This window comes from Algoriphagus vanfongensis DSM 17529 (assembly GCF_000429465.1).
Taxonomy (GTDB): domain Bacteria; phylum Bacteroidota; class Bacteroidia; order Cytophagales; family Cyclobacteriaceae; genus Algoriphagus; species Algoriphagus vanfongensis.
In genome coordinates this window covers 166,276-192,500 of sequence record NZ_AUBX01000017.1, presented here as the reverse complement: position 1 = coordinate 192,500, position 26,225 = coordinate 166,276, and the positions used below count along the sequence as shown (strand labels likewise).

Annotated in this window: 21 protein-coding genes; 3 read left to right on the top strand and 18 right to left on the bottom strand. The window is 39.5% G+C overall.

The window, feature by feature from the left end; genetic code table 11:
- Position 1: 1 nt before the first annotated feature.
- The 4 genes from G460_RS22170 to G460_RS0118065 all read right to left on the bottom strand — a co-directional run bounded on the left by G460_RS22170 (position 2) and on the right by G460_RS0118065 (position 8,210).
- Positions 2 to 1,915: a heavy metal translocating P-type ATPase gene (locus tag G460_RS22170; RefSeq protein ID WP_425393940.1), complete on the bottom strand. Its 1,914-nt coding sequence runs from the start codon at positions 1,913 to 1,915 to the stop codon at positions 2 to 4.
- A gap of 98 nt (positions 1,916 to 2,013) precedes the next feature.
- On the bottom strand, positions 2,014 to 3,204 hold the full coding sequence (locus G460_RS0118075) for an efflux RND transporter periplasmic adaptor subunit (RefSeq protein ID WP_035464676.1): 1,191 nt from the start codon (positions 3,202 to 3,204) through the stop codon (positions 2,014 to 2,016).
- Positions 3,205 to 3,314: 110 nt separating this feature from the next.
- Entirely contained in the window at positions 3,315 to 7,685 is a 4,371-nt protein-coding gene (locus G460_RS0118070; protein ID WP_026956673.1) for a CusA/CzcA family heavy metal efflux RND transporter, read from the bottom strand.
- 132 nt (positions 7,686 to 7,817) lie between these two features.
- Complete coding sequence (locus G460_RS0118065; protein WP_157366958.1) at positions 7,818 to 8,210, bottom strand: hypothetical protein; 393 nt, start codon at positions 8,208 to 8,210, stop codon at positions 7,818 to 7,820.
- Positions 8,211 to 8,413: 203 nt separating this feature from the next.
- Between G460_RS0118065 and G460_RS0118060 the strand changes: the two genes are divergently transcribed.
- Complete coding sequence (locus G460_RS0118060) at positions 8,414 to 8,614, top strand: hypothetical protein (RefSeq protein ID WP_026956671.1); 201 nt, start codon at positions 8,414 to 8,416, stop codon at positions 8,612 to 8,614.
- Between the two features lie 252 nt (positions 8,615 to 8,866).
- On the opposite strand, the gene G460_RS0118050 is transcribed toward G460_RS0118060, so the two are convergent.
- A complete protein-coding gene (locus G460_RS0118050; protein WP_026956669.1) occupies positions 8,867 to 9,772 on the bottom strand; it encodes an ArdC family protein in 906 nt (301 codons plus the stop codon).
- Between the two features lie 778 nt (positions 9,773 to 10,550).
- On the opposite strand from G460_RS0118050, the gene G460_RS0118040 reads away from it, so the two are divergent.
- Entirely contained in the window at positions 10,551 to 11,117 is a 567-nt protein-coding gene (locus tag G460_RS0118040; protein ID WP_026956668.1) for a DUF6933 domain-containing protein, read from the top strand.
- A gap of 165 nt (positions 11,118 to 11,282) precedes the next feature.
- Here the strand turns inward: G460_RS0118040 and G460_RS0118035 are convergent, their stop codons facing one another.
- Entirely contained in the window at positions 11,283 to 11,744 is a 462-nt protein-coding gene (locus G460_RS0118035; RefSeq protein WP_026956667.1) for a JAB domain-containing protein, read from the bottom strand.
- 315 nt (positions 11,745 to 12,059) lie between these two features.
- Here G460_RS0118035 and G460_RS0118030 point away from each other — a divergent pair, with 315 nt between their 5' ends.
- Positions 12,060 to 12,767, top strand: coding sequence for an endonuclease/exonuclease/phosphatase family protein (locus G460_RS0118030; RefSeq protein WP_026956666.1), 708 nt, complete (start codon positions 12,060 to 12,062; stop codon positions 12,765 to 12,767).
- 7 nt (positions 12,768 to 12,774) lie between these two features.
- Here the strand turns inward: G460_RS0118030 and G460_RS0118025 are convergent, their stop codons facing one another.
- The 12 genes from G460_RS0118025 to traN form a co-directional block, all read right to left on the bottom strand.
- Positions 12,775 to 13,314 (bottom strand): hypothetical protein, encoded by a 540-nt coding sequence (locus G460_RS0118025; RefSeq protein WP_211226764.1) that lies wholly within the window; start codon positions 13,312 to 13,314, stop codon positions 12,775 to 12,777.
- Between the two features lie 12 nt (positions 13,315 to 13,326).
- Positions 13,327 to 15,183: a DUF2075 domain-containing protein gene (locus G460_RS0118020; RefSeq protein WP_026956664.1), complete on the bottom strand. Its 1,857-nt coding sequence runs from the start codon at positions 15,181 to 15,183 to the stop codon at positions 13,327 to 13,329.
- 3 nt (positions 15,184 to 15,186) lie between these two features.
- Positions 15,187 to 16,893, bottom strand: coding sequence for a DUF2075 domain-containing protein (locus tag G460_RS22165; RefSeq protein WP_051316109.1), 1,707 nt, complete (start codon positions 16,891 to 16,893; stop codon positions 15,187 to 15,189).
- Positions 16,890 to 17,516 carry a nucleotide pyrophosphohydrolase gene (locus G460_RS23410; protein ID WP_211226763.1) on the bottom strand — a complete coding sequence of 209 codons (627 nt, stop codon included), beginning with the start codon at positions 17,514 to 17,516 and terminating at the stop codon, positions 16,890 to 16,892. The genes G460_RS22165 and G460_RS23410 overlap by 4 nt, the downstream gene beginning before the upstream one ends.
- A 9-nt stretch (positions 17,517 to 17,525) precedes the next feature.
- Complete coding sequence (locus G460_RS23110; RefSeq protein ID WP_084421408.1) at positions 17,526 to 19,499, bottom strand: tetratricopeptide repeat protein; 1,974 nt, start codon at positions 19,497 to 19,499, stop codon at positions 17,526 to 17,528.
- Positions 19,500 to 19,666: 167 nt separating this feature from the next.
- The gene (locus G460_RS0118000; protein ID WP_026956661.1) at positions 19,667 to 19,888 is read right to left on the bottom strand and encodes a hypothetical protein; all 222 of its coding nucleotides are present in this window, start codon (positions 19,886 to 19,888) and stop codon (positions 19,667 to 19,669) included.
- 710 nt (positions 19,889 to 20,598) lie between these two features.
- Entirely contained in the window at positions 20,599 to 21,093 is a 495-nt protein-coding gene (locus G460_RS0117990; protein ID WP_026956659.1) for a hypothetical protein, read from the bottom strand.
- A gap of 68 nt (positions 21,094 to 21,161) precedes the next feature.
- Positions 21,162 to 21,842 carry a hypothetical protein gene (locus G460_RS0117985; RefSeq protein WP_157366957.1) on the bottom strand — a complete coding sequence of 227 codons (681 nt, stop codon included), beginning with the start codon at positions 21,840 to 21,842 and terminating at the stop codon, positions 21,162 to 21,164.
- On the bottom strand, positions 21,805 to 22,734 hold the full coding sequence (locus tag G460_RS22160; RefSeq protein WP_051316108.1) for a DUF4099 domain-containing protein: 930 nt from the start codon (positions 22,732 to 22,734) through the stop codon (positions 21,805 to 21,807). The genes G460_RS0117985 and G460_RS22160 overlap by 38 nt, the downstream gene beginning before the upstream one ends.
- A 4-nt stretch (positions 22,735 to 22,738) precedes the next feature.
- On the bottom strand, positions 22,739 to 23,371 hold the full coding sequence (locus G460_RS22155; protein WP_051316107.1) for a M23 family metallopeptidase: 633 nt from the start codon (positions 23,369 to 23,371) through the stop codon (positions 22,739 to 22,741).
- An 11-nt stretch (positions 23,372 to 23,382) separates the two neighbouring features.
- On the bottom strand, positions 23,383 to 25,374 hold the full coding sequence (locus tag G460_RS0117970) for a type IV secretory system conjugative DNA transfer family protein (protein WP_026956657.1): 1,992 nt from the start codon (positions 25,372 to 25,374) through the stop codon (positions 23,383 to 23,385).
- 10 nt (positions 25,375 to 25,384) lie between these two features.
- Positions 25,385 to 26,221, bottom strand: a complete 837-nt coding sequence (traN, locus tag G460_RS0117965; protein WP_026956656.1) for a conjugative transposon protein TraN — start codon at positions 26,219 to 26,221, stop codon at positions 25,385 to 25,387.
- Positions 26,222 to 26,225 lie beyond the last annotated feature (4 nt).

The following is a 26,225-nucleotide window of genomic DNA, read 5'->3' as shown; positions in this document are numbered from 1 at the left end:
ATCAATTCCTTTCGTAGCCAAGCAGTCTCAATGCATTTACTACAACTACAATGGTAGAACCTTCATGAATCAATACAGCAACTCCAATAGATGCGAATCCAAAAATTGTAGCAGGTATTAAAAGTCCCACTACACCTAAACTGATCCACAGATTTTGTTTGATAATCCCTTTAGCCTTTCTACTCAGTCCAATTGCAAAAGGTAATATTTCCAACTTATCAGCCATTAAAGCTATATCGGCAGTCTCCAGAGCTACATCAGACCCTGCTGCCCCCATTGCAATACCAACAGTACTAGCTGCCATAGCCGGAGCATCATTCACCCCATCACCTACCATAGCTATCTTGGATTCTGACTGCTTTAATTGCTTGATAGCCTCAACCTTTTCTTCAGGCAACAGACTTCCTTTTGCCCCCGTCAGTCCAACCTCTTGGGCTATTGCATCTGCTACTTTCTGATTGTCCCCGCTGAGCATAATCATCTTTTTAATCCCAATTTCCTTGAGCGCCGCAAGGGTGGACTTTGCCGCAGCTCTTGGAGTATCCATTAACCCGATGATACCAATATAAGTATCGTTTTTCCTCACCAGTATGGTTGTGTTCCCATTGGATTCCAAAGATTCTATTTTCTCGATAATTTCTTGTGAGGGTTTGTTATCATCCAGCGCTTCGTACAAATCCAGATTGCCAATATAAATTTTATCTGCTCCCACATTTGCCTTTATGCCCTTGCCAAGTACGGCTTCCAATGAATCCGCCTCTGGGATTTCCTTTCCTTCCATCCTTTCTTTACCGTCTCTCACCACGGCTTTGGCCAAGGGGTGATCACTTAGCCCTTCCACCGCAACTGCGGTTCCCAGCAACTCGTCTTCTGAAATACTATTCCATGCGATTACCTCTGTGATTTTTGGTTTTCCCTCTGTCAAAGTTCCCGTTTTATCAAATGCAATTGCGGTTAGAACACCCAAATCTTCCAGTGGTCTTCCTCCCTTAATCAAAACTCCTTTTTTTGCTGCCCGGGCAACGCCACTCAATACCGCACTAGGTGTTGCAATTGCTAGCGCACACGGACTTGCTGCCACCAAAACTGCCATTGCGCGATAAAAACTATCACTAAAAGGCTCATCCAACACCAAAAAGGCAAAGCACAGTAGTACTACCAATACCAGAACCGATGGGACAAAATACTTCTCAAATTTATCGGTCAGCAGCTGAGTGGGTGATTTCTGCGCTTTGGCTTCATTGACTAAGGTAATTAACCTGGCAACAGTAGAGTCTTCTGCAATTTTCAACACCTTAATTTCCAAGGTGCCGTTTCCGTTGATCGTTCCTGAATATGCCCTGTTTTCCTGAGGCACATTATCTAGGGAAATATGCTGTTCATCCTGTTCTTTTATAGCTTCCTTGTCCACAGGTATACTTTCTCCAGTAATAGGAGATTGATCCACAGCACTACTTCCCTTTACAATAACCCCATCTGCCGCAATTCTGGAATTAGGCTTAACAATGATGATATCATCGACCTCCAACTCTTCAATTCCCACTTGCACCGAACTGCCTTCAGTTTTCTTTAAGGCGGTTTTTGGTGCAAGAGTTGCAAGTGATTCAATGGACTTATGCGCTTTTCCCATAGCGTAATGTTCCAATGAATGCCCAAGACTAAATAGAAACAGCAACAATGCACCTTCTGCCCATTCTCCCAGGATCGCAGCACCTATGGCTGCGACCAACATGAGAAAATCAATTTCAAAACCTCCCTTTAATATGGTTTCTATCGCCTCTTTCGCGGTATAGAAGCCCCCAAAAAAATAGGCTCCTATATACATGGCAAGACTTACCCATTGAGGCACATCTTCTAAAAAACTCAGGCCAAACCCAATTCCCAAAAGAGCTCCACAGCAAATGGAGAAAATCAATTCACTATTCTTTCCGAATATCCCAGAGTGTTCCACTTTTTCCTGTTCCATAGGTTTTCTATTTAAGTTTCATGTTAGTAGTGTTTTTCACAAAATGATTAATGGTGCCCGCCTTCTTCTTCACTATTCTTTGCCTTTGAAAGTAAGGTAAATGCTCCCTTTGTCACCAGTTTAATATCCTGATAGACAAGACTGGAATCCAAAAGGGTCACCTGCGTAAATCCGTCCTCCTTATTACCCATTTCTACTTCTATCATTTCATAGTCATATGCGGGCTCTCCATTCTCGTCCCGTTGCCCCAAGTAAGAAAAAATGAAATGCTTCTCCCCAAATCTTACCACCGCATCATCTGGTGCTACCAAGACTTCTTCGCTTGCAGTTTCTATTTTTGCTGTCACATACATCCCTGGGAGCAAATCGGTGTTTTTACTGTCAAAATGCCCATGAACAGTCACCGACCTATCTTTTCGAACTCCCTTACCAACCAAAAACACATGGGCTTCTCTCCATTCATCATTCGTATTGGCGAGATTGAATTTGATGCGCTGATCTTTCTTGATTTTTGGGATGTCATTTTCATAGACAGAAAGCTCCACATGGAGATCATCTGAATTCGTTAAATCCATGATTACATCCTGTGGGTTTACATATTTGCCAATATTGGTATATACATCCAGCACAGCTCCAGCCACAGGAGAGTAAATATTCACGACAGATTTGATTTCCCCGGACTCCACTTTCTCCGGATCAAAGCCAATCATGGTCAACTTGGCTTTGGAGGTTCTGATTCTAGCTTCATTGGCCAGAAAATTACTTTTGGATTCTTCAAATGTCTTTCCGGATGCCACTTGCTCACTGTACAATTTCTCCTGGCGTTCATATTCAGACTTCAGAAAGGAACTGTTTGCCAGGCTTTCCAAATAATCCTGTTGAAACTGAATGAATTCAGGATTTTCTATTGTCACGAGTAGTTGGCCTTTTTTCACTTCATCCCCAGGAAGGAGTGTAGTATTCTTCACAAATCCCCCATAAGGCATTGTGATGGAAATATTATTTTGAGGCGGAACGTCTATCACCCCGTTGACCATCAGTTCGCTGCCAATTTCCCTAAATTCCAGCTTGCCTAGCTCAATCCCGGTGACATCAAATTGTGCCTGACTCAGTTCGACCCTGGATTCATTTTCCTCATGATCCCCCTGAATTTCAATGCTTTCAACCTTAGACCCACAGGACGTGGCAATTCCAAGAACAAGTAATGTGAAGAGACTATTTATGATATATTTTTTCATCTGTTTATAGTTTGATTTGCTATGGTTATATGAATCTCGCATTCCTTAATCACCTTAGAATCTGACTTTTTATTCATGCTTGATTTCATATTATTTCCGTTTGATCGGTTTTAGTTGATACCCGATAAGAATTCGATTTGAATAAGTGTTTGATTGGATTTGTCCAGTAAATCCAGATAGTTGAAGTACACATTCAAGCTTCTATTGAGTCCTTGTGTGTATTCCACATAGCCAATTTCACCACTTTGGAAACCTCTCTGGGATTGTTTTAGGATAAGCTCTGCTTGAGGAAGAGCACTATCTTCATAAAAATCCAAACTGGTCTGGAATTTTTGGTACTCGAGAAGTAAAGAGGTGAATCGGTTTTCGAGCTCATTGGTGAATGCTGTTTCTTGTTCCTCTGCTTCAGCAATCCGAATTGATTTTGATTTAATAATCGCTGATTGTGACTTCAAACTGAAAATAGGAATGGCTAAACCCACCTGAAATCCATCAAAGCGGTCTTTTGAGCTGTAAACTACAGGGTCTCCAGACATGGTTTGACCTGGCCCATTGAAGGACTGATTAAAATACCCTAGTTTGATGTCCGGCATCAACCGAGATTTTTCGACTGACTTTTCCTTTTCTGCAATGGCAATTTGCTGCTGAACCCAGGCTAATGTAGGGTTGTCGGCGATACTATTCTGGTCCAGAGAAAGCTGAGGTGAATTTTCCTTCAATTCTCCCATTTCAGGCTCAATCGTAACTTCAGCATTGATAAGCATCCTCAACCGTTTGGTATTGATCTCCACATCGGCATTGTTCTGAGCTATCATAGCCTGGATCTCAGCCACCTGGGTCTCTGCGGTTGCCTTTTCCAAAAGATTGGTTTCACCAGACTCAAACCTCAAGGAAGCTGCAGATGCAAACCGGTCATAAATACTGTCTTGCCTGGCAAGTAATTTCCCTTTTTCCCTTGCAGTCCACAACGCATACCAAGTGGATTTCACGGATCTGATCAATTCATTTTTACTCATCTCCACTGCCAACTCACCAGAAACTATTTTAGATTCAGCCAATCCATTTTGTCGGCTATAGGTGGTCGGAAACTCAAAAGTCTGGGAAACCGAAAACCGGCTGTCGTTGGTGAAGGCACTGTTTGTCTGGCCATATTCCATGTCCACAGCTGTTTTCCCAATATTCCAGCTTGCCCCTTTTAATGCCCGCTGTTGTTCCAATCTAAGTCCTTCAGCTTTGACACTTGGATTGTTTTCCAAAGCAAGTTCTATTGCCTGATCCAGGGAGGTAACATGCATTGGAGTTTGTGCATAGGAAGATAAATTTCCTAAGGCCAAGAATCCAATCACCAGTAACCCTACAGTGCCTTTGGGTCTTCTCAAACCTCTTTCGAAATAATAGTATAATATAGGTAAGACAACCAAAGTCAGGATGGTGGCCGTGATCAGTCCACCGATCACTACGGTAGCCAGTGGTTTTTGAACTTCCGCTCCACTTGAAGATGAAAGTGCCATTGGCAAAAAGCCCAAAGATGCCACGGAAGCAGTCATAATTACGGGTCTTAACCGGGTTCTAGTTCCCGAATAGATCCTTTCAAATATGTCGGTGACCCCTTCCTTTTTCAGGTGGTTAAATTCAGCAATCAGAACTATACCATTAAGTACAGCTACGCCAAACAGTGCAATAAACCCAATTCCTGCAGATATACTAAAAGGCATTCCCCGTAAGGTCAAAGCGAAAATCCCTCCGATGGCGGAAAGAGGGATAGCCGTAAAGATCAAAATACTCTGTTTGATAGAACCGAATGTGAAGAACAGCAAGACAAAAATCAATAACAAGGCCAGCGGAACTGCAATCCCCAGTCTGGCTTTAGCTTCAACCAAATTTTCGAATTGGCCTCCGAATGTCACAAAATAACCCGTTTCAAATGTTACAGCATTTTCAATTTTGGTCTCTATTTCATTAACTATGCTTTCTACATCCCGATTTCTCACATTGAATGCGACTACAATTCTCCGCTGGGTATCATCCCGCTGGATTTGATAGGGGCCTTCTTTTACTGAAACTTCAGCTACTTGGTATAGCGGGATCTGCTCTCCGTTAGCCCGGGCGATAAAAAGATTCTGAACATCCTCAATATCATTTCTTTTAGTCTGATCGAGTCTTATTACCAGATCAAACCGTTTTTCCCCCTCATAAACCTTCCCGGCTGAAGCACCTGCAAATGCTGCCTGTATAGACCGATTCACTTCTTTTATACTTAGTCCATATTTAGCCAGTTGAGCCCTTTTGTAATCAATGACTATCTGTGGCACTCCCGTCACTTCCTCTATATAAATATCTTCCGCTCCTTCTACACCTCGTGCTATCTGTCCTATCTGGTTGGCGTATTCAGATAGTTTTTCAAGGTCTTCTCCATAAATTTTGACAGCCACATCCTGACGCACCCCAGACATTAATTCATTGAAGCGCATTTGTATGGGTTGTTGAAATCCAAAGTTGACCCCTGGCAAAACTTCCAAAGCTTCAGACATCTTATTTGCCAAATCTTCCCTGTTGGTAGCTGAAGTCCACTCACTTTTATCCTTTAAGACAATCATCATATCCGCAGCTTCAACTGGCATGGGATCCGTTGGAATTTCACCTGCCCCGATTTTAGATACAACTTCCACTACCTCTGGAAATTGGTCCAAAAGAATCTTCTCTGCCTGGGTTGTAGCCTTCATGGTATTCTGAAGGGAAGAACCAGTGACCACCCGCGTTTCCACAGCAAAATCCCCCTCTTCCAGAGTAGGTATAAATTCTCCACCCATACGGGAAAAAACCCAACCTGAAACAATCAATAAAACCAAGGCTACACTAATGACTATTCCCCTATGATGCATAGCCCATCGAATGGAAGGGTCGTAGAAGCGATGGAAAAATCCCATGATTTTATCAGAAATATTAGGCTTGTCACTGATCTTCTTGCTTAGAAAAAGTGCAGAGATCATGGGCACGTAAGTAAGCGAGAGTATAAATGCACCAAGAATAGCAAAAGCCACTGTTTGCGCCATTGGTCTGAACATCTTACCCTCAGTTCCAACCAATGCTAAAATTGGTAGATATACGATAAGAATTATAATCTCCCCAAACGCAGCTGAATTTCGGATTTTACTTGCAGAAAGAAACACCTCTTCGTCCATCTCCAGCTGTGTCAGCTTTGTTTTCCTTTTCACCAAACCTAAATGATGCATGGTTGCCTCAACTATAATGACGGCTCCATCTACAATTAATCCAAAATCAATTGCCCCTAAACTCATCAGGTTACCAGACACCCCGAATAGATTCATGAGTGAGAAAGCAAAAAGCAGGGCAAGTGGAATTACCGAAGCCACTATCAGCCCTGCTCTCAAATTGCCAAGCAAAAGCAGCAAAACAAAAATGACAATCAAGGCGCCCTCAATCAGATTTTTACTAACTGTGCCAATGGCATTGTCCACAAGTTTGGATCGATCCAAAAAAGGCTCTAAAGTCACCCCTTCGGGCAATGTTTCTTTAATTTCTTCGATTTTTGATTTGACGTTATCAATAACCTCTGCCGAATTTTCACCTTTCAGCATCATTACAATCGCACTGACTACTTCACCTTCACCATTCCTGGTGGTAGACCCATAGCGCACAGCATTACCAAGCTGTACTTTTGCGACATCTTTAATGAGAACTGGAATCCCATTTTCATTTACCCGTACGGGGATATTATTGATATCCTCAAAAGAACCTACCAAGCCTTCACTTCGAATAAATAAAGCCGTTAGATCCTTCTCAATATAGGCTCCACCGGTATTTTCATTATTATCTTCAAGCGCCTGGAAAATATCAGCAATTGATACATTCAAAGATTTGAGCCGATCAGGCTCTATGGCGATTTCATATTGTTTGAGATACCCTCCAAAGCTGCTCACATCAGCTACCCCTGGCGTACCAAGTAGCTGCCTTCTGACTATCCAATCCTGAATAGTTCTAAGTTCACGTGCATCATATTTGTCTTCATAGCCAGGTTCTACACCAACTACATATTGGTAAATTTCCCCTAACCCTGTGGTAATCGGAGCCATCCCCGGAGCTCCTATCCCCGGAGGTATTTGTTCTTTGACTTCGGACATGCGTTCATTTACCTGTTGTCTGGCCCAATAGACATCCACATTCTCCTTAAACACAATGGTAACAACTGACAACCCGAAACGCGAAAAGCTTCTGATTTCTTCAATGTCAGGAATAGTGGCCATCGTGATTTCGATGGGAAATGTGATTAAACGCTCTACTTCTTCAGCCGCCAATGACGGGGAAGTAGTGATTACTTGTACTTGATTATTGGTAATATCAGGAACTGCATCAATGGGAAGTTGGGTAAGTGAATACCCGCCCACAATGACTAATCCTATGGTAAGTAGCCCGATTATCAGTTTATTTTTAACTGAGAACCGGATTATATTATCCAGCATAAGGAATTAAGTTTTATGAATTAAAATGGAAGTGGGCAGATTTGCCCAAAGAAAAAAGCACTCACAGCAATCCTAAACAGGAATATCAAGTATTCTGATCAGGATAAATTGCTACGAAATGAAATGAGGGAATTAGCCCCGAGGAGGCTGAAAAAGTTCACCTAAAACCGGTGAGGTAAAAAGGAAATTATAATAGCTTTCTGCTTGTACCTTCTCAGTAAAAGACTGAGGTACTACAAATTCAGCAATGGAGGAGAAATAGATTGAAGGGTGGGAACAGGTATGATTTCCGTGAAATGGTAAATTCTCATGATTTTCTTCGTCATGACCTGTATTATCATTCCCGTGATCTATGTAATCTTCAACGACGAAGTCTAATACTGAATCACCATGCTCCTTCTGATGCTCTCCAAAATGTGAAAACAAGAAGGGAAGCTTTTGTATCTGACAGCATAAATCCAAATTCATCGACAACATCCCCAAAAGGAGTAGCACAATAAATGAATTACTTCCAAGCCGTTTCATATTTACAAAGCTATAAAATAAAGTTGTGCAAGGCTATTGCAGGAAAATATTAAGCCTTTATAGCACTGCTAATTTGAAGATAGAGTTACGTGCTATTTGGAAGATATAGATTTGTCCTATTATAGCCCAATACGAATATTACTCACCTATTTTGATGACAAATAGCAAATTAGTATATTAGTTATTCACAAAACCATTTGCTTATGTGGTCAGTAATCAAATTTTTAGGAACCGTTTTCATTAGCTTTTTTGCCATGATCGGGGCATTAGGCGCGGAAAATCCCTTTCCTCCTTTTGCTGTTGCTTGGGGAATTTGGATAATCTATATAGTCAGCTTGCGGTCGAAAAGAAAAAAAGAGCTAGACAAAGAGCAACTAATTCGGGAAATTCTGGATAAGCTCTAGTTTCCAAAAAGGAACTTCAGTGAAGCAAAAGATCCGAGTAGGAATAAGCAGAATGAAGCAAAACTGACCAACCGAAATCCCTTTTTAGAAAGAAAAGGCTTTTTCAAATGTGCTTCCTGAACCAAGGATAGCAAGAACCCTAGTCCAAGTAATAAAGTAACAATTAGTACGGATTCCATCATTTCAGATCTAACGGTTTTAAATAACCACAGTTCAAACTACAAAAATACTTTTTGACAAAAAAAGGGAAGATTACTCCTCCCCTTGTATTTCAATTCCCAGAATATAATTTGCAGCTTGATGAGCTTTTTGGGCTGCATAGATGAGAATTTTTGGATCATCTTGTAACGGCTTCATCCAACCTTTCAGGTAAGCCAGGGAATTTTTGAAGTTGGCATCTTTGATTCCAGTATAAGCATTTAAGAAACTAGCTCCCATTTCCGCAATCAACTCTTCTTTTGAATATTCAACAGAGCCAAATCCTACCAAAGCAGGTCTTTCGTCAAACCTGCCCAATCTGCTTGTATGGCCGGTTGAGTGAACTGCCTCATGAAATAAAACAGAATAGTATTGTTCATCCCCTTTAAATGATTCCTTGTTCGGCATATTGATATAATCAGCTGAAGGACTGTAAAAGGCTTCATCGCCAGAATGAACAATTTTGGGACAATCTGAAAATCCTGAAATAATCTGCTCACAAGATTCAATTGGAGTGAATAACCTCTCAGAAGCTTCATTAATGGCAAATTCAATTCCTTCAATTTGGTCGATGTTGAAAACTGTCCAGATAAATGGAGTAAACTTTCTTCCATATAGATCTTCCTCTTCTCCAGCTTCATTTCTGGTTTGGCCTTTTACGTATTTGGAGATCTTCCAGAATACCACTTTAGTCCCTTTTTGGCCCTTTCTGATAGTTCCTCCAAGCTGTTTCGCTTGTTTGAAAGTCAGAAAGTAGGGATAGTTGAATTTCTTGGATATAGTCACCCAAGCTAACCAAAGCGCATTGAACCCCAAATAAGGACGATTTGAAGCATAGTTTTTTGGGGCATTTTTTGGATCCCAAACTTGTTCCCAAGTGAGATTTTCATTTTGGATTCCTTCGATGATTTCATTCGTTACCGTTTCCGCTAGTTTGTTGAAGTTTTCCCAAGCTGTCATATTGATTTTGTTTTATTGTTAAAAAGAGCCAGCTAGAGCCAAAGAATCGCCTATCATATCCAAGGATGTTAGGAACATCGACCCGACAAATACAGAGCTTTTCCCTGGAGTCAGGGGAGTTTGGTTTTTCTGGGAGAGTGGGGATATTTGGCTGAGTAGTGACATTTTTTTTAATCCACTGGTGTTGAGGTACCGACCGACAAGCGTTTTCTGGAAAAGCTGAAGATGGATAAGTCAAAAACCTGAAGAAAAATGTCGGAGGCTTCCGTAGGAGACCGTCATTTTGCGGAAGGGCGAAGCGGATTTTTGACGATTCCAGAATCAGGTTTTCACCTTTGCTTAGTTGGACGGTGTAACACCAGTTAAAAACCGGAACGTATCAGGCAACCCACTCGGAAGAAAAACGCTCCCTGACGGAAAGACCGGAAAAGCGAAAAATGGCTTGCCCCCCTAATGGAGGAATGGGCCACTTATTCGAGGAGCGGCTTTCCTTATTCCAGGCTCGACGGAACAAGGAAAGTAAAGCGGATTGAATGTGAGGCCGTGGGGAGTAGGAAACCTTTCCAAGACTGAAGCAAAGTGAGCAGTCATTTGAAAAATGGTGCGAACGGTGGGCAAGGAATGGAGTGGTTTACACGGAGGAATGGCTTAAGGATAGAAGCGGAAATCCTTTCTCATCAAAATAGAAAGATTGGGAGTGAATAGCCTGTCCGAAGGAAAGCCCCAAATTCAAATATCCTCTTAAATTTCTCACCTTTATAGCCTTTACCATTTCGCCATGTCAACAGCCATTTACGTCAGCAAAAAGCTGGAAAAACTAATCAAAAAGTACATCACCCTTACCAGTTCGACTGAAAATACAGCAATCTTGGGAAAGTGGAATGCTACAGTTTTTTATATCGAGCGAAGAAAAAATTGGTTGCTTTACAATCCAAAAACCCACTATTCCCTGATTTTGGAAAACCTCACAGCCAAAGACTTGCCGAATATCCGAGAGAAAATTAACGAGGAATTGCAAATTCAGCTGGCATCTGAGGGGATGCATCCTACTCAGGAACAAATTGACTGGCTCATGAACGAAATTCACTTCCTCCCAACAGATGGAGATCGAAGCACTACCGGGTATATGAACCAGATTTTGTTAGCGATTGACTGGCTTTACGGTAGCGATCTTTATCCTACTCTTGCACAAATTAATGCTCATTTAAATGATAGTGTTTTCAGTTTGGACGGTGCATCCAAACACTCTAACCTTACCAAACCAAGAGTGGAAATGGAAAAAATCCTCAATCAATACTTCGCTTCCAATATAGACAAAACTATAGATCCGAGTATGCTTAATTGATTTCTAAAAATTAAAAACACTTTTACAATTTTATATAAAACCATAATTCATCAATTACTTTTCTTTTGCTGAGAGTATTTTTCCAGCATCAAACTTATTTCCAACTGATCCTCAAATCATTTTACTAGAAAAAATCCAGTTGGACCAATTGCAAAAAAAGGAAGCCTAAAGCTTCCCTTCATCAGCGAAAGAGAAATATCCTTCACTAGTTACGATGATATGATCCAGAACTGGTAGATCTAAAAATTTACCAGCTTCAACCAAGCGTTTGGTCAATCTTTGATCTTGGACACTCGGAACCAGATTACCACTCGGATGATTATGTCCGAGAATTACAGACTGGCAGTTACTTTTTAATGCTGCTGCAAAAACTAACTTTGGATCCACCACGGTTCCAGCGGTTCCTCCGGTTGATATTTCAACAACTCCTAGAACTCTATTTCCTCTGTTTAGCAAAATGATTTTAAAAGATTCAATAAACTGGATTTTATCCTCTCCCCATACTTCCTTGAAAATCTGATATGCACAGTTAGAACTACTCACTTTTCGAGCTTTTTGAACATCAATTTTTGGTCTGTAAACTAGCTCGATTTCTGCGACTTGGGATGTGGTTTTGATCGTTTCCATAATAATAACGGTTAGGAGTTAGAAATTAATTATGGTGCTACTCCCAGCTTTTGAGCGATCAAGGCCAATTGGAAACTGAATAAATGAAAGGTTGTGGGAAGGCCGTGTTTATGCGGTAGTCTATTGGCCGCTTCAGAAGCGAAAAAGGTAAATTGGTTCCATAAATATTTAAAACCGACAACTATTCTCCTATCATAAAAACCTTGATTTTTTTCTAAATAAAAAAAGAAAAGGATGTTTAATGAGAAAATTGAATATTAATTTTCCCTCAAATCATTTAGACAAGATATTTTAGACAACCAAATAAATCCTAAAATGAGAATTGTATCCTGGAATTGTAATGGAGCATTTCGGAAGAAGTTTCAATTTATTACCAAACTAAATGCTGACATTTATATCATTCAAGAATGTGAAAACCCCGAAGAGACCAGCCATAAAGAATACAAAGAATGGGCAAGTAACTATCTTTGGATTGGGAATAACAAAAACAAAGGACTAGCAATTTTTGCCAAGAAGGAAATAACAATTGAAAAACTTTATTGGTCAAATGAATATTTAGACCATTCAGTAAAACACTTTTTACCCTGCAGAATAAACCAAAAATTCAACCTTTTAGGGGTTTGGACTCATTATAATAATTCGCCCAATTTTGGATATATGGGTCAGTTTTGGAAATATTTACAAATAAATAAATCCCAATTTTCTAATATAATCATAGCAGGAGATTTTAATAGCAATAAGATTTGGGATCAATGGGATCGTTGGTGGAACCACTCTGATGTTATAAGAGAGCTCGAAGAAATAGGGATTGAAAGTTTATATCACATTTTTTTTGGCGAACCCCAAGGTGAAGAAAAAACACCAACCCTCTACCTTCAAAGGAGGTTAGAAAAACCTTATCATATCGACTATATTTTCGGGTCTAAAAATTTTCAAAAAATAAATCACTTAGAAATTGGTCATCAAGAAGTTTGGCTTGAAATAAGTGATCACATGCCTGTAATTTGTAAGTTTCATTTCTAATTAATTTCTAGCCCCTCCATTTTAAATGATACATATTATTTAATTCAATCCTCATGATATATTCATCCTCTCCAATGTGGTCATTCAAAATCATAGAAGAAAAACCCCATCCCCCATCATTCTTTGCTTTATTTAAAACATCTACAATAGGATAAAATGAATATCTAAATCCACCAGGCTCACCATATTTCTCATCAAATTTTAAGGTTTCTTTCGTATCGCAGATTAATAATGACCCTCTTCCATTACTAAACCGTTTAGCACACTCAATTCGGCCTGTAAAACTTGAAATTCTCCCATTTATAAGCTTTCCTTTGAAAGATCTAAATAAAATAGGTCTTGATGAAGGCAAATAATTTTTTAACACAATTTCCCAAACATCAAAAAAAGCTTTTCTCTTTTCGTTTGGGGGAGTAAGAATCCAATCGCTAATAAACCTTTTAGTCTCAGAAGTAATGGCTTCATCTTTTTCTAAAATATTTATTAGATTTTGAGCAATTTGATGCTTCTTATTTGCCGACAATCTGTATTGGTAGCTGTTATCCATTTAACTATTACTCTATTTTATCCGCTCTTTTAAATATGTCGCTAATTCAGGGTCTTGAACATACACAAAGCATCCCTTCATCCCTCTTGACATCAAGGTTCTATAGGTATTTTTTATAATTTCTTTGAGCATCTTCTTTGTTTCCTGAGGGGTAACTTTCATTAAACTTTTGTAGCCTTTAATTGATTGGTCCATTCTTGATCTTTTTCTAGGATCAACTAAAATTTGCCCCTCTCTACAAACCATATCTTCCCCTATTATCACTCCTATATAATCTACCTCAAGGCCTTGACAAGTATGAATACAGCCTATTTCTGTCACCGACTCAGGCTTGACAATCCAAAGCATGCCATCTGAGCCCAGATTCCATTGAGCTTGAAAATCATGTTCTGGAATTACGATATCCATCGCTTCAGCATCTTTTTTACTGTTCCAATCCCAACAATACCCAGCTACCATCCTGGCCGAGTTATTCACCTTATTGAGTCTGTAAATCTCTTCTCGCATTTCCCGAGGATCCTCGTAAATTCGGAAATCGTATTCTGACTTCTCCAAGACCACATTGGCGGTATCTTTAATCTGAAGGGTATTATCCAACCATGCCAAATATCCATCTGAACCTGCACATCTAAACTGGGAAGTGAGTTCCATTTCCTGAACCAAGGCCCCCTCTCCTTCTGCCCAAGCCTTTATTTCAGCTTTAGTCCCTATATCTTTGATATGTACTTTTTGAGCTTCATCGATAAAGAAAATACTGCATAATGCAGATTGTATGATCTCCTTTACCTGATTTTCTCCTAAGTTGGAAAAGAGTCCTGATTTCTCATTCAGTCGATGTGCTTCATCAACTATCAGGGCATCATATGAATTCTTTTTGGTGTTTAAGAAAGAGCCAGAACCCGTAAAGAAATTGGAAAACTGAGTTTTCTTGATGGTACCGGTTAGTTTGGATTCATAAACTACCCTTGGTGCCGAGTTTTTAGTGACATACTGTGCTATTTGTCCTTTTTTCGTCAATGCCACCAACAGGTTCACTGCAATGACTGATTTACCTGTTCCCGGACCTCCTTCCACAATCAACACATGTTTTTGACCATTCTTGGATCGAACTGCCAGATCCTTTGCTGTCTCAAACACCTCCTTTTGTGTATCAATTAAGGTGAACTCCTGATTCCCTTTGATCAATCCAACCATGGAATCAGCCAGTTTTTTTGAAGGGCGGAGTTCCCCGTTTTCGATTGTAAGAATGAGGTCTTTTTTGTCTCCGTATTTAATGAATTTCTTAATGAATTCCCGAAAATCCCGTTTATCATTTTTACAGAAAATCGGAGCATTGGCAATATGTTCTTTGTAGAATTCATGGGAGATAATACCGTCATCGGTATAATTATGTAAGTAAGCACAAGGTCTTAAATCAATCTCACCTTCATAAACTGCTACATTAAATCCCTTGAGGAGCATGGAATAAGACCAAGCCTGATAACTAGGGTGAACTGTCTCCTCATTCCCACTTTTATAGCGGGTTCTGACCATAGCATCCTTATTAGTCAGTTCAATTTTTGACCACTGCTTCAACTCAATTAAGATGACATTATCCCGACCATTTTCATCCTGGCCTGTAATAATAAAGTCAATTCTATTTTGGGTTCTTGGAATATTGTATTCAATTGCTACACCGGCATCTTCAGGAATATCTTCATCCCGAAGAATCAGTTCCACCTGAGGTAGTGAATTAGACCAAGAAGTAAACTCAGACTCTCCTACCTTCTTAAATAAGTTTCTTTCTACAGATTCAGAAATAATATCTTCTATACAGGCATTGTAGACATCATCCAAAAATTGCTTTTTGGTCGCTTTATAAACGATCATAGGTTATAGGTTAAAAGAAATCACATGCGCTTTTAAAAATTGTTTCATCCCGGGATTAACCGCAAAAACATAACATCCTTTTATTCCCCTTAAGATGCTGGTTTTATAGATATTCAACAAATAATTTAGTAGATGCTCATCACTTTTCACTCCCTTTTTCCCATTTACATCCTTATACTCCTTCTTGTTGATGATAAACTTTTTAGCTCCCCAATCATAATCGATCTCTTTCCCGAATATGATCCCACAATAATTCAAATCATACCCTTGTGTTTTATGGATTGAACCCACTTCAGAATTGGATTCTTTATAGTTTATCCAATCGGGCTTATCGCTGTTCCATTTCAATTGAATCCCATCAATTTCAATATCGAAAGTTTCCGTAGCTCCCTTTTTTTTCGTTTTCCAATTCCATGAAAACCCTGCAATCAACCGCGACAATCCAATTTCATGATCCTTATCGAGGATTCTCTCCCTCATTTCTTTCAAAGAATCAAAATATAAGAATTCAAACCCGCTCCCTTTGGGCAAGATGAATTTCTCATTAAGTCTTAATTGTTTAGAAAACATATTTCCTAAAAATTCAGAAAATGCAGTTCCACCCTCTGAGCGCAACTGTTCCTTTAAATGAAACACTTTAGTTTCAGGCTTGCCTTTTAGGGATATGAAAAGTTCATCATCGATATCAGTTGGTCTGATAGACTGAAATTGATCATAAAAAAACACAGCTTTTTTGGACCGAAGTAAGACCCACTCCATTTCATTGGTGGTAGCAGGATCCAGATTCAATTTCTTTGCAGGTTCATCAAAGTTCTTATGATAAGCCAAATTCTTACGCTGCTTCAATCGATGGGCTTCGTCCACCACTATCAAATCATAGCTTAAATCCCCCAGATTACTCAAAGAAATCACCATTTCTTTGTTTAGACCTGGAACAGTTGAAAACACCTTCCCCATAGTCGTTCGAAAAGAAGTCATAGAAATGGCCAGAGCCTTGGAATTGATGGTTCTTCTTTCCTTCAACCTCCTAACTTTCTCTAAAACATTTACAAACTCCTCCGAAAGATCCTCCTCCTCATATTCAGTTAAATCAGAATTCAACAATTTAAATAAGTAGGATGAAATCACCGATTTTCCTGTACCTGCTCCCCCTTCAATGACCATTACCTTCAAGGAATCATCCAAAAGGAAATCCAGGATTTCAGAAATAGCCTGCAGTTGTGTCTCAGTTAATTCTTTGTATGGAGAATACTTAAACAGATTGCTATTGGTAATCTGATTAATGGTCTTTTTGGCTATTTTTTTTTCCCTGAACTCTTGCCAGATGTCTTCAAAAATCTTTTCATATAATTCCTTCTTTTGAAAGTAATTATGACGGGTCTGACCTGGCAGAGCATTTAACAAAGTGAATTTTCCATCTGCCTGTAAATACCTGATTAATTGGGCTTCCAAATCCAAAGTGGCAGATTTATTAAACCGGTCACTTAGAATAATAGTGATCGCCTTGAGATCCTTTTTCATTACATGGTTCCCATGATTCTTGAGTCGGCTGATCACATTGGCAGTTTCCCCTACATAGCCATTCGTTCTATTTCTTAAAAAGTAAACCACAGGCCAATTCGAATCCAGGAGTGAATACTTTTTCACTACTGATTGCACCTTATCAAAATCTTTAATATCAATCAAAGAGTAAGACTTAGCTTCACTCATAATTCATCATACTTTTTTGCTGTTCCTTTGGCTTTGGAAACAGGATACTTTTCATCGTTTGATTTTATTTTTGCCATCAAAATATCCTCAAAATCAAGTCCATGCTTTTCCATTAGCAATAGTCCATATAAAAAAACATCTGCCAGTTCCTCTTTTAACTTTTCGGGATCAGCCCCTTCCTTGTCTTTCCAAAGAAAAAGCTCCAATAGTTCTGAGGCTTCAATACTCAAAGCCAAGGAAAGATCTTTGGAATTATGAAATTGGCTCCAATCCCTTGCATCTCTGAATTTTTTTAGCTCCACTAACACCCTGTCTACAGGATTGTCCCAAGGGTCAAATCTTTTTATGGTCAAAACAACCCTCCGGGATTCTTGATTTACAAATGGATGAAGTGATAATGAAAGCTCTCCTAAGTCAAGAGGCTCCTGCTCTGAAAGGGATGAAAAATCCACTTTATCGTATCCATTGTCATATAAAAAATCATTGATCTCTTCATAAACGAGCTTCAATTCCCGATTTTCCAAAAAGAACAGTCTCTGAAACTGAAATTCATCAACTAAATACCCCTCGAATTTCTCAGCTTGAAAATCAGGTTTACGAATAATATCTCTTAATTTTTCCAATTGTTTTTCTTAGTGTTTCGATAGGGTTTTGGCCAACCTATATTCTTTATCAAAAGGCATTTGAAGTTGGGAAAGCATTTCAGGAATAGCAATTGCCCAACTAACATAATAATACGCCAAAAGCCTATAACCTGAAAATGATATACCCGGAAGTTTATTTACCCGATACCCTTTTTGTTCCGGGGAAATTCCCGACCTGCCCAACATGGCTATTTCAAAGGCAATATCCCGTACCTCCTCTTTTGGTTTTTTGGACAATTGTTCAAGTGCCCCAATCATATAAAAGGCAACAGCCATATTCAGATCTTTCCCTTCATGGCTTTTTTGAAATTTGGCCATCTCCGCTTCTTCATCTTCAGAAGAATCAGATAATTGAAAAGGATCTTCTTCAATAGCATTTAAAACCTCTTCTGGACTTTTTTCCTTTTTCTTCCTATAACTCTCCTCTGGTTGTAATTTGAAGTATTCATCCAGTTTTAAATCCTCTCCCCAATGTTGGATCAATTCATATTCCTCCCCAGGTTGTCTATCATCCCTATACTCAATGAATTCATCCCAGAATTTATCAATCAGTACTTTTTCTGAAGGACTGATATCGTATTGGGATTCAAAAGATAAACCAAACAATTCATCCGCATGTCTTGCCCCTAAAACATTGAATATTTTACTGTGGCTTAAGATCCTGTTCGGAACCAATTCAACGGCTCTTGGATTTGAAACCGCTTGGTGGGCTTCAGTATTCAGTTTATATAGAGAAAGGAATTGCTGGGCTTTTAATGCAGGGAAATTATTATGGATATAATCCTCGATAAACAAATCAACCGGGGCATTAAAAACCTGTCTCATGATTCCTTCAAACAGTTGTTTCATGAATGATGAAATCTGACCTGCAGGGATTCCGTCTTTTTCTAGTTTTCTGATGTCTTTGGCATAGCCAGAAATGAATTTTTTCTCTGAAGAACCTTCCACAATGAAAAGCTGGTTCTCTTGAATTTCCCTAGCCTGATGGTAATAGAGAACATGGACCAATTCATGAAGAATCAGATGATCAACTCCAGATGAAGGTTTGAATTTCACCAAATGGTACGGTCTATCGTGATTTTCAGCAATTTGAACCGTAGCCGCAGTCGGGATGGAATCATCTTTCTCAATTCTGATTTCTTTCCCGGTCATTGACTCCAATTGATTTATGAAATCAACCAGTTCTTCTTTTCCTGAATCCGAATCAGAAATTTTCTGTGCCGATTTCAACGCCTGATTCAATGCGTTTTTATAGACAGGATGACTTTTATCAGAAGAATCTTTTAGACACTCTAAAGAATATTTAAAAGCGTTCAAAAAATCATTTTCCATCTCGGCCAACAGACCAAGCGCATAAGAAGTATTTGGATATTGCCTATTCGCATGATAAGCCTTCTCAAGGTAAATTTTAGCTAAATCGGGCTTCCCCGCTTGCAAGAATGCCCCTCCGATATTATTGAATGCAATAAAGTTTGTTGGATCTGCCTCTACTACTTGATCGTAATATGTCAATGCAGTTTCAGTATCATCAAAATTCCTAGCATAGATATTACCCATCAGAATCAATGCCCAATGATTTTTAGGATCCCATTTCAAGGCATCAATCAGTAAATCGATTGCTTTTTCATGATTCCCTTCCTCCTCGAAGGTTTGAGCAAGGTTTCTATAATATTCACTGATCCCAGGGTGTTTCTCAATAAGCTTCTCAAAAAGAGGCCTCGCTTCGGAAAACTTTCCTTTAGCACATAAGTTGGTCGCCTTAAAAAATTCTTTTGGATCCTCTGTCAAAAGTTCCTTGGGAAGAGTCACTGAAACAAAATCTTTCTTCAGCTCAACTTTTGGAGAAAACTGCCCATGAGTTAAAGATGCTTTTATTGCATGGATAAGCTGCTCATCATTAGTAATATCTATATCTGGAAATAAGCTTTTAAGAAAATCAGTTCGGGGATAAAGAATGTTCATGACTTAAAAATAAGGCAAAAAAAACATTAAGCCTTGATTCCTTAAAATGTAATCAATATTCAACGGAAGTAGTTCTGAGGCAAATCAAAAAAAAATTGATAAACTGGTTTTATAATAATGCAAATTCACTTCGGTTGACAGATTAAAAGCCCCGAAGGGCTTTTAATTCAAGATTCATCAGTATCCAGTTCTTTGATAGAAACGTAAACAGTGTGTGTCTTGCCATACTGATCTGGTTCTTTCAGTTTGGCAACATTGAACTTGACGTAGGTTTCTCCTTCGTATTCGAAGGTGTGGCTTTGAAGCTCAGCCATATTAAGGCTCACTTCCACGATGTCCATGTTTTCTACTTGCTTTCCTTTACCGATGTACTTTTTTGAGAATGCCATACTATTTTGGTTTTAGTTAAAATTTATGCAGGTCATTTAGGACGGTCTGGAAAGTGATAAAAAATTAGAATTAAAAAACTGGGAGGCAGTCCGTAGGAAACCCTGTTTTTAGAAAATTCTGCTAAAAGCCCCAATTTTTTGAAGCTAACAGGCCGTCCGACCTTTGTGCATACAATTGGACAAAAACCGGAATGTGGCATTGAGTTTATCGGTAAAAAGCCAGATAAACATTAGGCCTTGAAGCTCTTAAAAAAACATTTTCTTCATGCGTAACAGCATTATAAGCAAAAAGCCAGGCACCGGGCTTTTATTTCAAGATAGTGTCGTTAGGTCAACTTTATAATCAGAACGAAAAAACCAACTACCACTATAAGACCAAGAACGATATTCGAAAAACCATGCATGATGAATTCCGATTTCTGGCTTCCTCTTTTTCCGTCCCACATTTCCTTAAAACTTATAACCTCTTTCCCCCTTACTTTGTGAAGTACGGCATATCCAACCCATTTTGTCAAGGCTCCAATAAATTCGAAGAAAACCGAACCGATTATACTATCAATCATCTTTTTGATCTCTATTTTTTTTCTCGATAGCCTTGGCACCTCCAGAGGCTGCCTTTAAAGAGTAATCAACCCTCCTATAATAGACATAATTAAAGTTTTATTTGCCCACCCTCTTTATTTTTACAGACTGACATATCCTTTACTAAACTATTGAAAATTTATCTCCTCAGCAAGTGGCACTGACACCTCTCCTGGAGGCAAAGCCTCATATTTAAATTGTCGATAGACTACCCCATCAGTCAAAATATTGACGCTAGCTGAAAGTGCCTGAAACGAATCATCCGTTTCCCCTCCCAAATGAATAGCATTGAAAACAAAGCCAAGGCTATGGATAGGAACTGAAGACCTTGCCGATAAGGAAGACGACTCAGGCTCTAAAGTCAACGTGTAGGTATTCCCCTGCTCCACCACCTGAGTCCAATCCAAATCACTTGGCTCTCCCAACACCGGAGCGACAAAAGTGGATGTTCCAGCCAGCATACTATGAACAGAAAAAGTCACCAGATAATCAGAATAGTCCCCTCCCATTTCAACTTCTATGGTGACATTTTTCTCCACCAATTTGGGATCTTCATCTTCAGATGAACAGGCGAAAGCTAGACCGGCAAAAACAAAAAGTAGTAGGTTGTTCAGTTTTTTCATTATGGTATTGGTTTGGTTTAGGAATCCTTTTTTAAGATTCGCAAGTCGATAAATATAGCAAAACCATATTATTTGGAACCATCACAAGCCTGTTTATTGACCTGATAAAATGACTCCAAGCCCTTCTGTCTGGGTTTGAATGTCCTTACCTTCTGCAAAATCCCTTGGGATATGCAAAAAGTCCGCAGGGAGAAAGTTGCTATCGGCTCCATTGAAGTCTTTCCTGTTCTTAGGTTCTTCAAATGGACTGATCCGTTTGACAGCCTGTAGGAACAATTTCTTCCATGGATCAAATCCTGAACTCTACAATCCATCACTCGTCCCAGGATCGAGGAACTGAAAATCGTATTTACCTTGGCGTTTTTGGGAATTTCCTCCAATAAATTTTTCAATAGGCACTCATCAAACATCGCTCCTACAACTACAAAACCCGCCTCATCAAATGAAATTCTAGCCCTAAACTGGTTGGCAAAAAAAATCATGGAAGCATAGGAATCCGAGACAAAAACCGAGCGTGTGGTCTCGGAAAAATTTAGACTTGAAATCCCATAGGAAGCTCGTTTATTATGATAAAGACTGAGAACCTCTTGATCGACAAGCGCACCGTTTTGATCAAAAAAATCAAATAGTATCTGCCCATTCTCATCTTGAACAGCATGCTTGGAAAAAAGGCGCTGAATTTCCTTTTCAACGCCCCTATAAGTCAAAATATCAAATGTCCCGTTCCTGGTCATTCTCTTGCTCACCATTTCTCCTTCTTGGATTCCTTCCTTCTTCGGTATCGATACTGTTCAGCCGCTTGATTTTATTGATATCAAAATCATCCCTGATTTCCTTAGATAGATTCGTGTCGGCAGAAATTTTGGAATATTCCTCCTTGATATTATTCAAGTCCTTGACTGCATCTTTATCGTTCGGGTTTCTGGAAATCCTTCGTTCTACCTGCTTTTGAACTTCTTTGACGGCCTGCAAATAACCCTCGCTGTAGGCTTTTTCTTCCTGACTTTTCTTACCCAACATTTTCTCAACACCGGTGATCAATAAGTAGGAAAGACCTCCATCTAACAGCACTGAAAGGACTAATCCCTTACTGTTAGATCGAATTCCTTTGGGAGAGGATGGGGATAGCTGAAATTCTGTTCCATCTTCCAAAGTCACAGTATCTCCCTCCTTATATTTTTTCTTTTGCTGTGGGGAAAGCTCTTCCCCGTTTACCTGTTGGGGAGCTTGGATGTCCCTGGGATTGTAGGATAGAAATTGTTTGGTTCTGTGGTCATACTCTATAATCTCAGATTGTATGTTGCCTTCTTTGTCCACGTAGCTTTTCTTCAAGTTTGCCAATTCCTTTTTGACCAATTGATTTCGTTCTGATTCGCTCAAATCTGGATGGGGGTTCGCTTCTCTATAGACAGGGTCAATTCGTAAAGATGGGTTCCCATCTTCTCCCCTGACAATGGAAAGCCTCGCCGGTAGCCTATCAATCTGAACCTCCTTCCCTTTCAAATCTCGCAGTTCGACGATATCAGTCATTTTGCCATTTTTCAGAGCATGGATCTCTTTTTCTGGAATGGTAAATTTTCCGTCTTTAACGATTCCGAAAATTTCCAGATCCTTCATTGGGAGTACATTTTGGTTTCTCATGGTATTATTGGTTTGATAAAAATTGAATTAGCTCATCCTTAGTGGACAACTTGGATATCATCTGAATGAATATGGCAGGGTTGATATATTCATTACCCTTCTTGATAGTCAAATGGAGGTGGTCCCCTGTTGCCTTGCCTGAACTTCCAGAAATCCCAAGCTCGGAACCCGGTAAAACACTTTCGCCCTCCAATACAGACACGTAGGATAGATGACCGTAAACAGCCTCGAACCTTCCATGTCGCACTTTGACAAAATTTCCCAGAAAGGGATCATACCCAACTCCAATCACCTTCCCGTGCAACATGGAAAGAACTTCGGAACGATTAGCCTTCAAATCAATCCCTCGATGGAATTTTCTTTCTCCCGAAAATGGATCGGATCGGTAGCCATAAGATGAAGTCATTAAAAAATTTTCCAGAGGAAGTGAGGCAAGCAAAACCCGACTTTCCTTCTCTTTGGGATTGGCCACATTTGACAAATATATTTCGCCAATTTCTTCTATTTCGGAATGAACCAAGCTGGATTGGATCACATTCTCGTAGGGAAAATCCTTTTGAAATACAATAGAATTGAACTGAGGGAAGGCCTCCTGACCGACAAAAAGAAAAAAGATGAGCGATGATATTCTAACCATTGTAAAGGAGTCTATTCAACCGGTGCCATTTCTCGATGCTTTTCGATAATCTCCGTCACCTGATTATGGATCTTCTCAAAATGCTTGGTCAGGATCTCTTCCTTCTTCCCCTTGAAATCATAGTATTTAGGAGTAGTCCGATAGGAGCTTTCTTCCTGCTTGATTTCCTTCATATTAAGATTTACTCGGCAATGGATATTGGATGTTTTATATTTCCCATCAAACTGGGTTCCTTCGGTTGCGATGATTCCAGCGATTTCCCCTGTATGCATTGAAGCGATTTTTCCGGCAGGAATAAGCGGCTCATATTTTTCACTGTAAGAAACTGATGTTCTGTGTCGGTCGATGGAAACGCTTTGGCCCAGCTGCTTGCGCTTGCCAAACATCATTTCCAACCAGGACAAAGTATCCTTATGTCGAACCGAACCACAAAGGACATTTCCGATCACCGAAGTCATGGTCGAAGCGGTATCCTTGCCTTGTAGCTGGTTCAATTGTGGCAATTCCTGAAGTCCCAGCAAAACCGCTACTTTATTACTTCTGGCTGTGGAAATCAGATTTTCGATTTTGTGGATATAGAAAGTTGGTGCTTCATCCGCTATTAAAGCCGTTGGCAAATTTCCTTTGGTATTGATCAATCGGGTTAGCCGATTGATGATCACCGAGTAGCAAGTTCCTGTGATGCTCTGCGTTTCGGTGCTGTTTGCCAACACTAGAATGGATGGAGACTTCAGGTCTGAAATCTTAAGATCAAAATCGTCTCCACTGAATACCCAAGCGGTTTCTTTTGTATTCAGCCGAGAGAGGAAAATTTTCAGAGTTCCAACTTGGCCTTCCAGCTGTTTGAACACCTTCTTTTCATAGGCACTGCGAAAAGGAGACACCATGGATCTTAGCTCAGGATGTTTGGTCAGACAATTGAAAATATCCTCATAGTCTCGATTCAAGAAATCCAGTACATGTGCAAAAGTCGAGTACTTCCCGTCTTCATACCTGGACACAAAAAAGATACAGGCCGAGAGAAAATTGATTGCTGATTGTTCGAAGAATCGATCTGCTCCTCCTGAGGAATCAGATTTTTGCAGTGATTGAAAGATTGCTTCTGCGGTTTCGGAAGCATTGGCAACGGTTTTAATATATCTCCTATTGATTGGATTGATCCTTCTGGAGTATTCAACTTCGTCCAGATTGATCACATGGAATTTGAAATTGGAGTTTTTCTTTTTGTCCTGCGCTTTCAAATAGTGGAAATAGGCGATCTGTGCCAAATCAGGAAACTTGAAATCATACAGGCACATTGTAAACCCTTTTCCTATCATTTGGCGAATAAAAGGATTGATCACACCGAAGGATTTACCCGAGCCAGGTGTACCGATCACAAACGTCCCTCTAAATGGATTCACCAAATTGATCCAGCCTTTATGAACTTTTCCTCTGTAATAGAATTTCATTGGGATATTGACCGAAAAGGGATTCTCCAACTTCTTTTTGTCCTGCAGAAATGATTCACCCTCGATATTCCATTCGTCCTTTCCCAAACCAGATTTGATCATTTTGGACACATTATCCAAAGAAGTATGGATGAGTACGGATCCGATCAAAGTGCTCAGAATATAACCTAAGCTCTCCATGGATGTCAAATCGAAAACCAGAAATGAATCCTCTAAAGTGTAGATGTAGACCGATCCAAAAAACAGAATGAAGCCTAATGTAATTGGAAATACAATTTGGCTTCTGGGGTTTAAATCCAGATTTTTCTTGGCAGCAGTACCAATGGCTGAAAGTGCTATTGCTACCAGAATGGCAATTTTCCCAAGCAATACATTTTGATAGATTTTAAAATTTAATAGCTTTTCGAAAAGAGGAAAAAAATACTTTCCGATCCCATCCAAAACCGTCAGCTGTGGAGCATAGACAAACATGAGAATGTCCATAAACACCATCAAATAAACAACGAATTGGAAAGTCCCGTGCAGGCTCTTTAATTCCCTTCTCTCATTCATATCATCTTTTTTAGAGCGTGTCTGCGTTTAGAAGATCCGAGTATTTCACCTGTAGTTTGAGAACTCTCCCACTAATCTGAGACTCTGTCAATTCGATGGTGAATACTTTGGAATTAGGAAAAGTGACTTTTTTGAAAGCGTAGATATTGCGGTATTTTTTATCAAAACTCTCCGTCGAAAACAATTGGTATTCGGGTTTTATCTCGATGGATTGTACATTGGTTGCTTTGAGAATTCTCTTATCCTCAATCTTGAATCTTAGCTGATCCAGGTCAAACTTTAGGTTGGTTTTGTTCTTAAAGGATATATCCAAAAAGATATAATCATCTATCGTGTAGATGTTATTGACTTGTCCAGTCACTCCATATTCAGTGGTTTGGGTGATTTTATCCTTCTTTTTGTCTTTGAAAATCTCAGTAGAAAAATAACGAAGCTCTTGATCACTCATCGGGATTTCTCCTACCTCCAAAGGACTTGTATTGATCGGCAGGATTTCAATTTGAGTCTTCAGCTGGCGTTCATCATGAGCATACCACAAATCATATTGGGCAATGAACTTCTGCCCAATGATCGTCACCACTCCTAGGGATTTATTGTATCCGTTTAAGTTGGAAACACTATCGCGAACAGCCTTTATCCGAAACACATTTTCCAAAGGAATATCCCCAAGCATATTGTTGGTAGAAATATCCACGTACTGGATCGGTTCAGGTGAAAGAAAATGCAGGGAAATATCCTCGTCTATATAAACCTTGGGAAGTTGTGACTTCAACAAAGTCCCATTTTGCTGAGCTAAAGCAGAAAAAGAAATAGACAAGATTAGGAGAATGATTATTCTGAGTTTCATAGGG

What these genes read in the sequence shown, in the direction of transcription:
- traN (WP_026956656.1), bottom strand. Translation starts at nt 26,221, where the DNA reads ATGAAACTCAGAATAATCATTCTCCTAATCTTGTCTATTTCTTTTTCT.
- G460_RS0118075 (WP_035464676.1), bottom strand. Translation starts at nt 3,204, where the DNA reads ATGAAAAAATATATCATAAATAGTCTCTTCACATTACTTGTTCTTGGA.
- G460_RS0118020 (WP_026956664.1), bottom strand. Translation starts at nt 15,183, where the DNA reads ATGATCGTTTATAAAGCGACCAAAAAGCAATTTTTGGATGATGTCTAC.
- G460_RS0117990 (WP_026956659.1), bottom strand. Translation starts at nt 21,093, where the DNA reads ATGAAAAAACTGAACAACCTACTACTTTTTGTTTTTGCCGGTCTAGCT.
- G460_RS0118000 (WP_026956661.1), bottom strand. Translation starts at nt 19,888, where the DNA reads ATGGCATTCTCAAAAAAGTACATCGGTAAAGGAAAGCAAGTAGAAAAC.
- G460_RS0117985 (WP_157366957.1), bottom strand. Translation starts at nt 21,842, where the DNA reads ATGGTGAGCAAGAGAATGACCAGGAACGGGACATTTGATATTTTGACT.
- G460_RS0118040 (WP_026956668.1), top strand. Translation starts at nt 10,551, where the DNA reads ATGTCAACAGCCATTTACGTCAGCAAAAAGCTGGAAAAACTAATCAAA.
- G460_RS0118030 (WP_026956666.1), top strand. Translation starts at nt 12,060, where the DNA reads ATGAGAATTGTATCCTGGAATTGTAATGGAGCATTTCGGAAGAAGTTT.
- G460_RS0117970 (WP_026956657.1), bottom strand. Translation starts at nt 25,374, where the DNA reads ATGAATGAGAGAAGGGAATTAAAGAGCCTGCACGGGACTTTCCAATTC.
- G460_RS0118035 (WP_026956667.1), bottom strand. Translation starts at nt 11,744, where the DNA reads ATGGAAACGATCAAAACCACATCCCAAGTCGCAGAAATCGAGCTAGTT.
- G460_RS22155 (WP_051316107.1), bottom strand. Translation starts at nt 23,371, where the DNA reads ATGGTTAGAATATCATCGCTCATCTTTTTTCTTTTTGTCGGTCAGGAG.
- G460_RS0118025 (WP_211226764.1), bottom strand. Translation starts at nt 13,314, where the DNA reads ATGGATAACAGCTACCAATACAGATTGTCGGCAAATAAGAAGCATCAA.
- G460_RS0118065 (WP_157366958.1), bottom strand. Translation starts at nt 8,210, where the DNA reads ATGAAACGGCTTGGAAGTAATTCATTTATTGTGCTACTCCTTTTGGGG.
- G460_RS0118060 (WP_026956671.1), top strand. Translation starts at nt 8,414, where the DNA reads ATGTGGTCAGTAATCAAATTTTTAGGAACCGTTTTCATTAGCTTTTTT.
- G460_RS22160 (WP_051316108.1), bottom strand. Translation starts at nt 22,734, where the DNA reads ATGAGAAACCAAAATGTACTCCCAATGAAGGATCTGGAAATTTTCGGA.
- G460_RS23110 (WP_084421408.1), bottom strand. Translation starts at nt 19,499, where the DNA reads ATGAACATTCTTTATCCCCGAACTGATTTTCTTAAAAGCTTATTTCCA.
- G460_RS22165 (WP_051316109.1), bottom strand. Translation starts at nt 16,893, where the DNA reads ATGAGTGAAGCTAAGTCTTACTCTTTGATTGATATTAAAGATTTTGAT.
- G460_RS0118070 (WP_026956673.1), bottom strand. Translation starts at nt 7,685, where the DNA reads ATGCTGGATAATATAATCCGGTTCTCAGTTAAAAATAAACTGATAATC.
- G460_RS0118050 (WP_026956669.1), bottom strand. Translation starts at nt 9,772, where the DNA reads ATGACAGCTTGGGAAAACTTCAACAAACTAGCGGAAACGGTAACGAAT.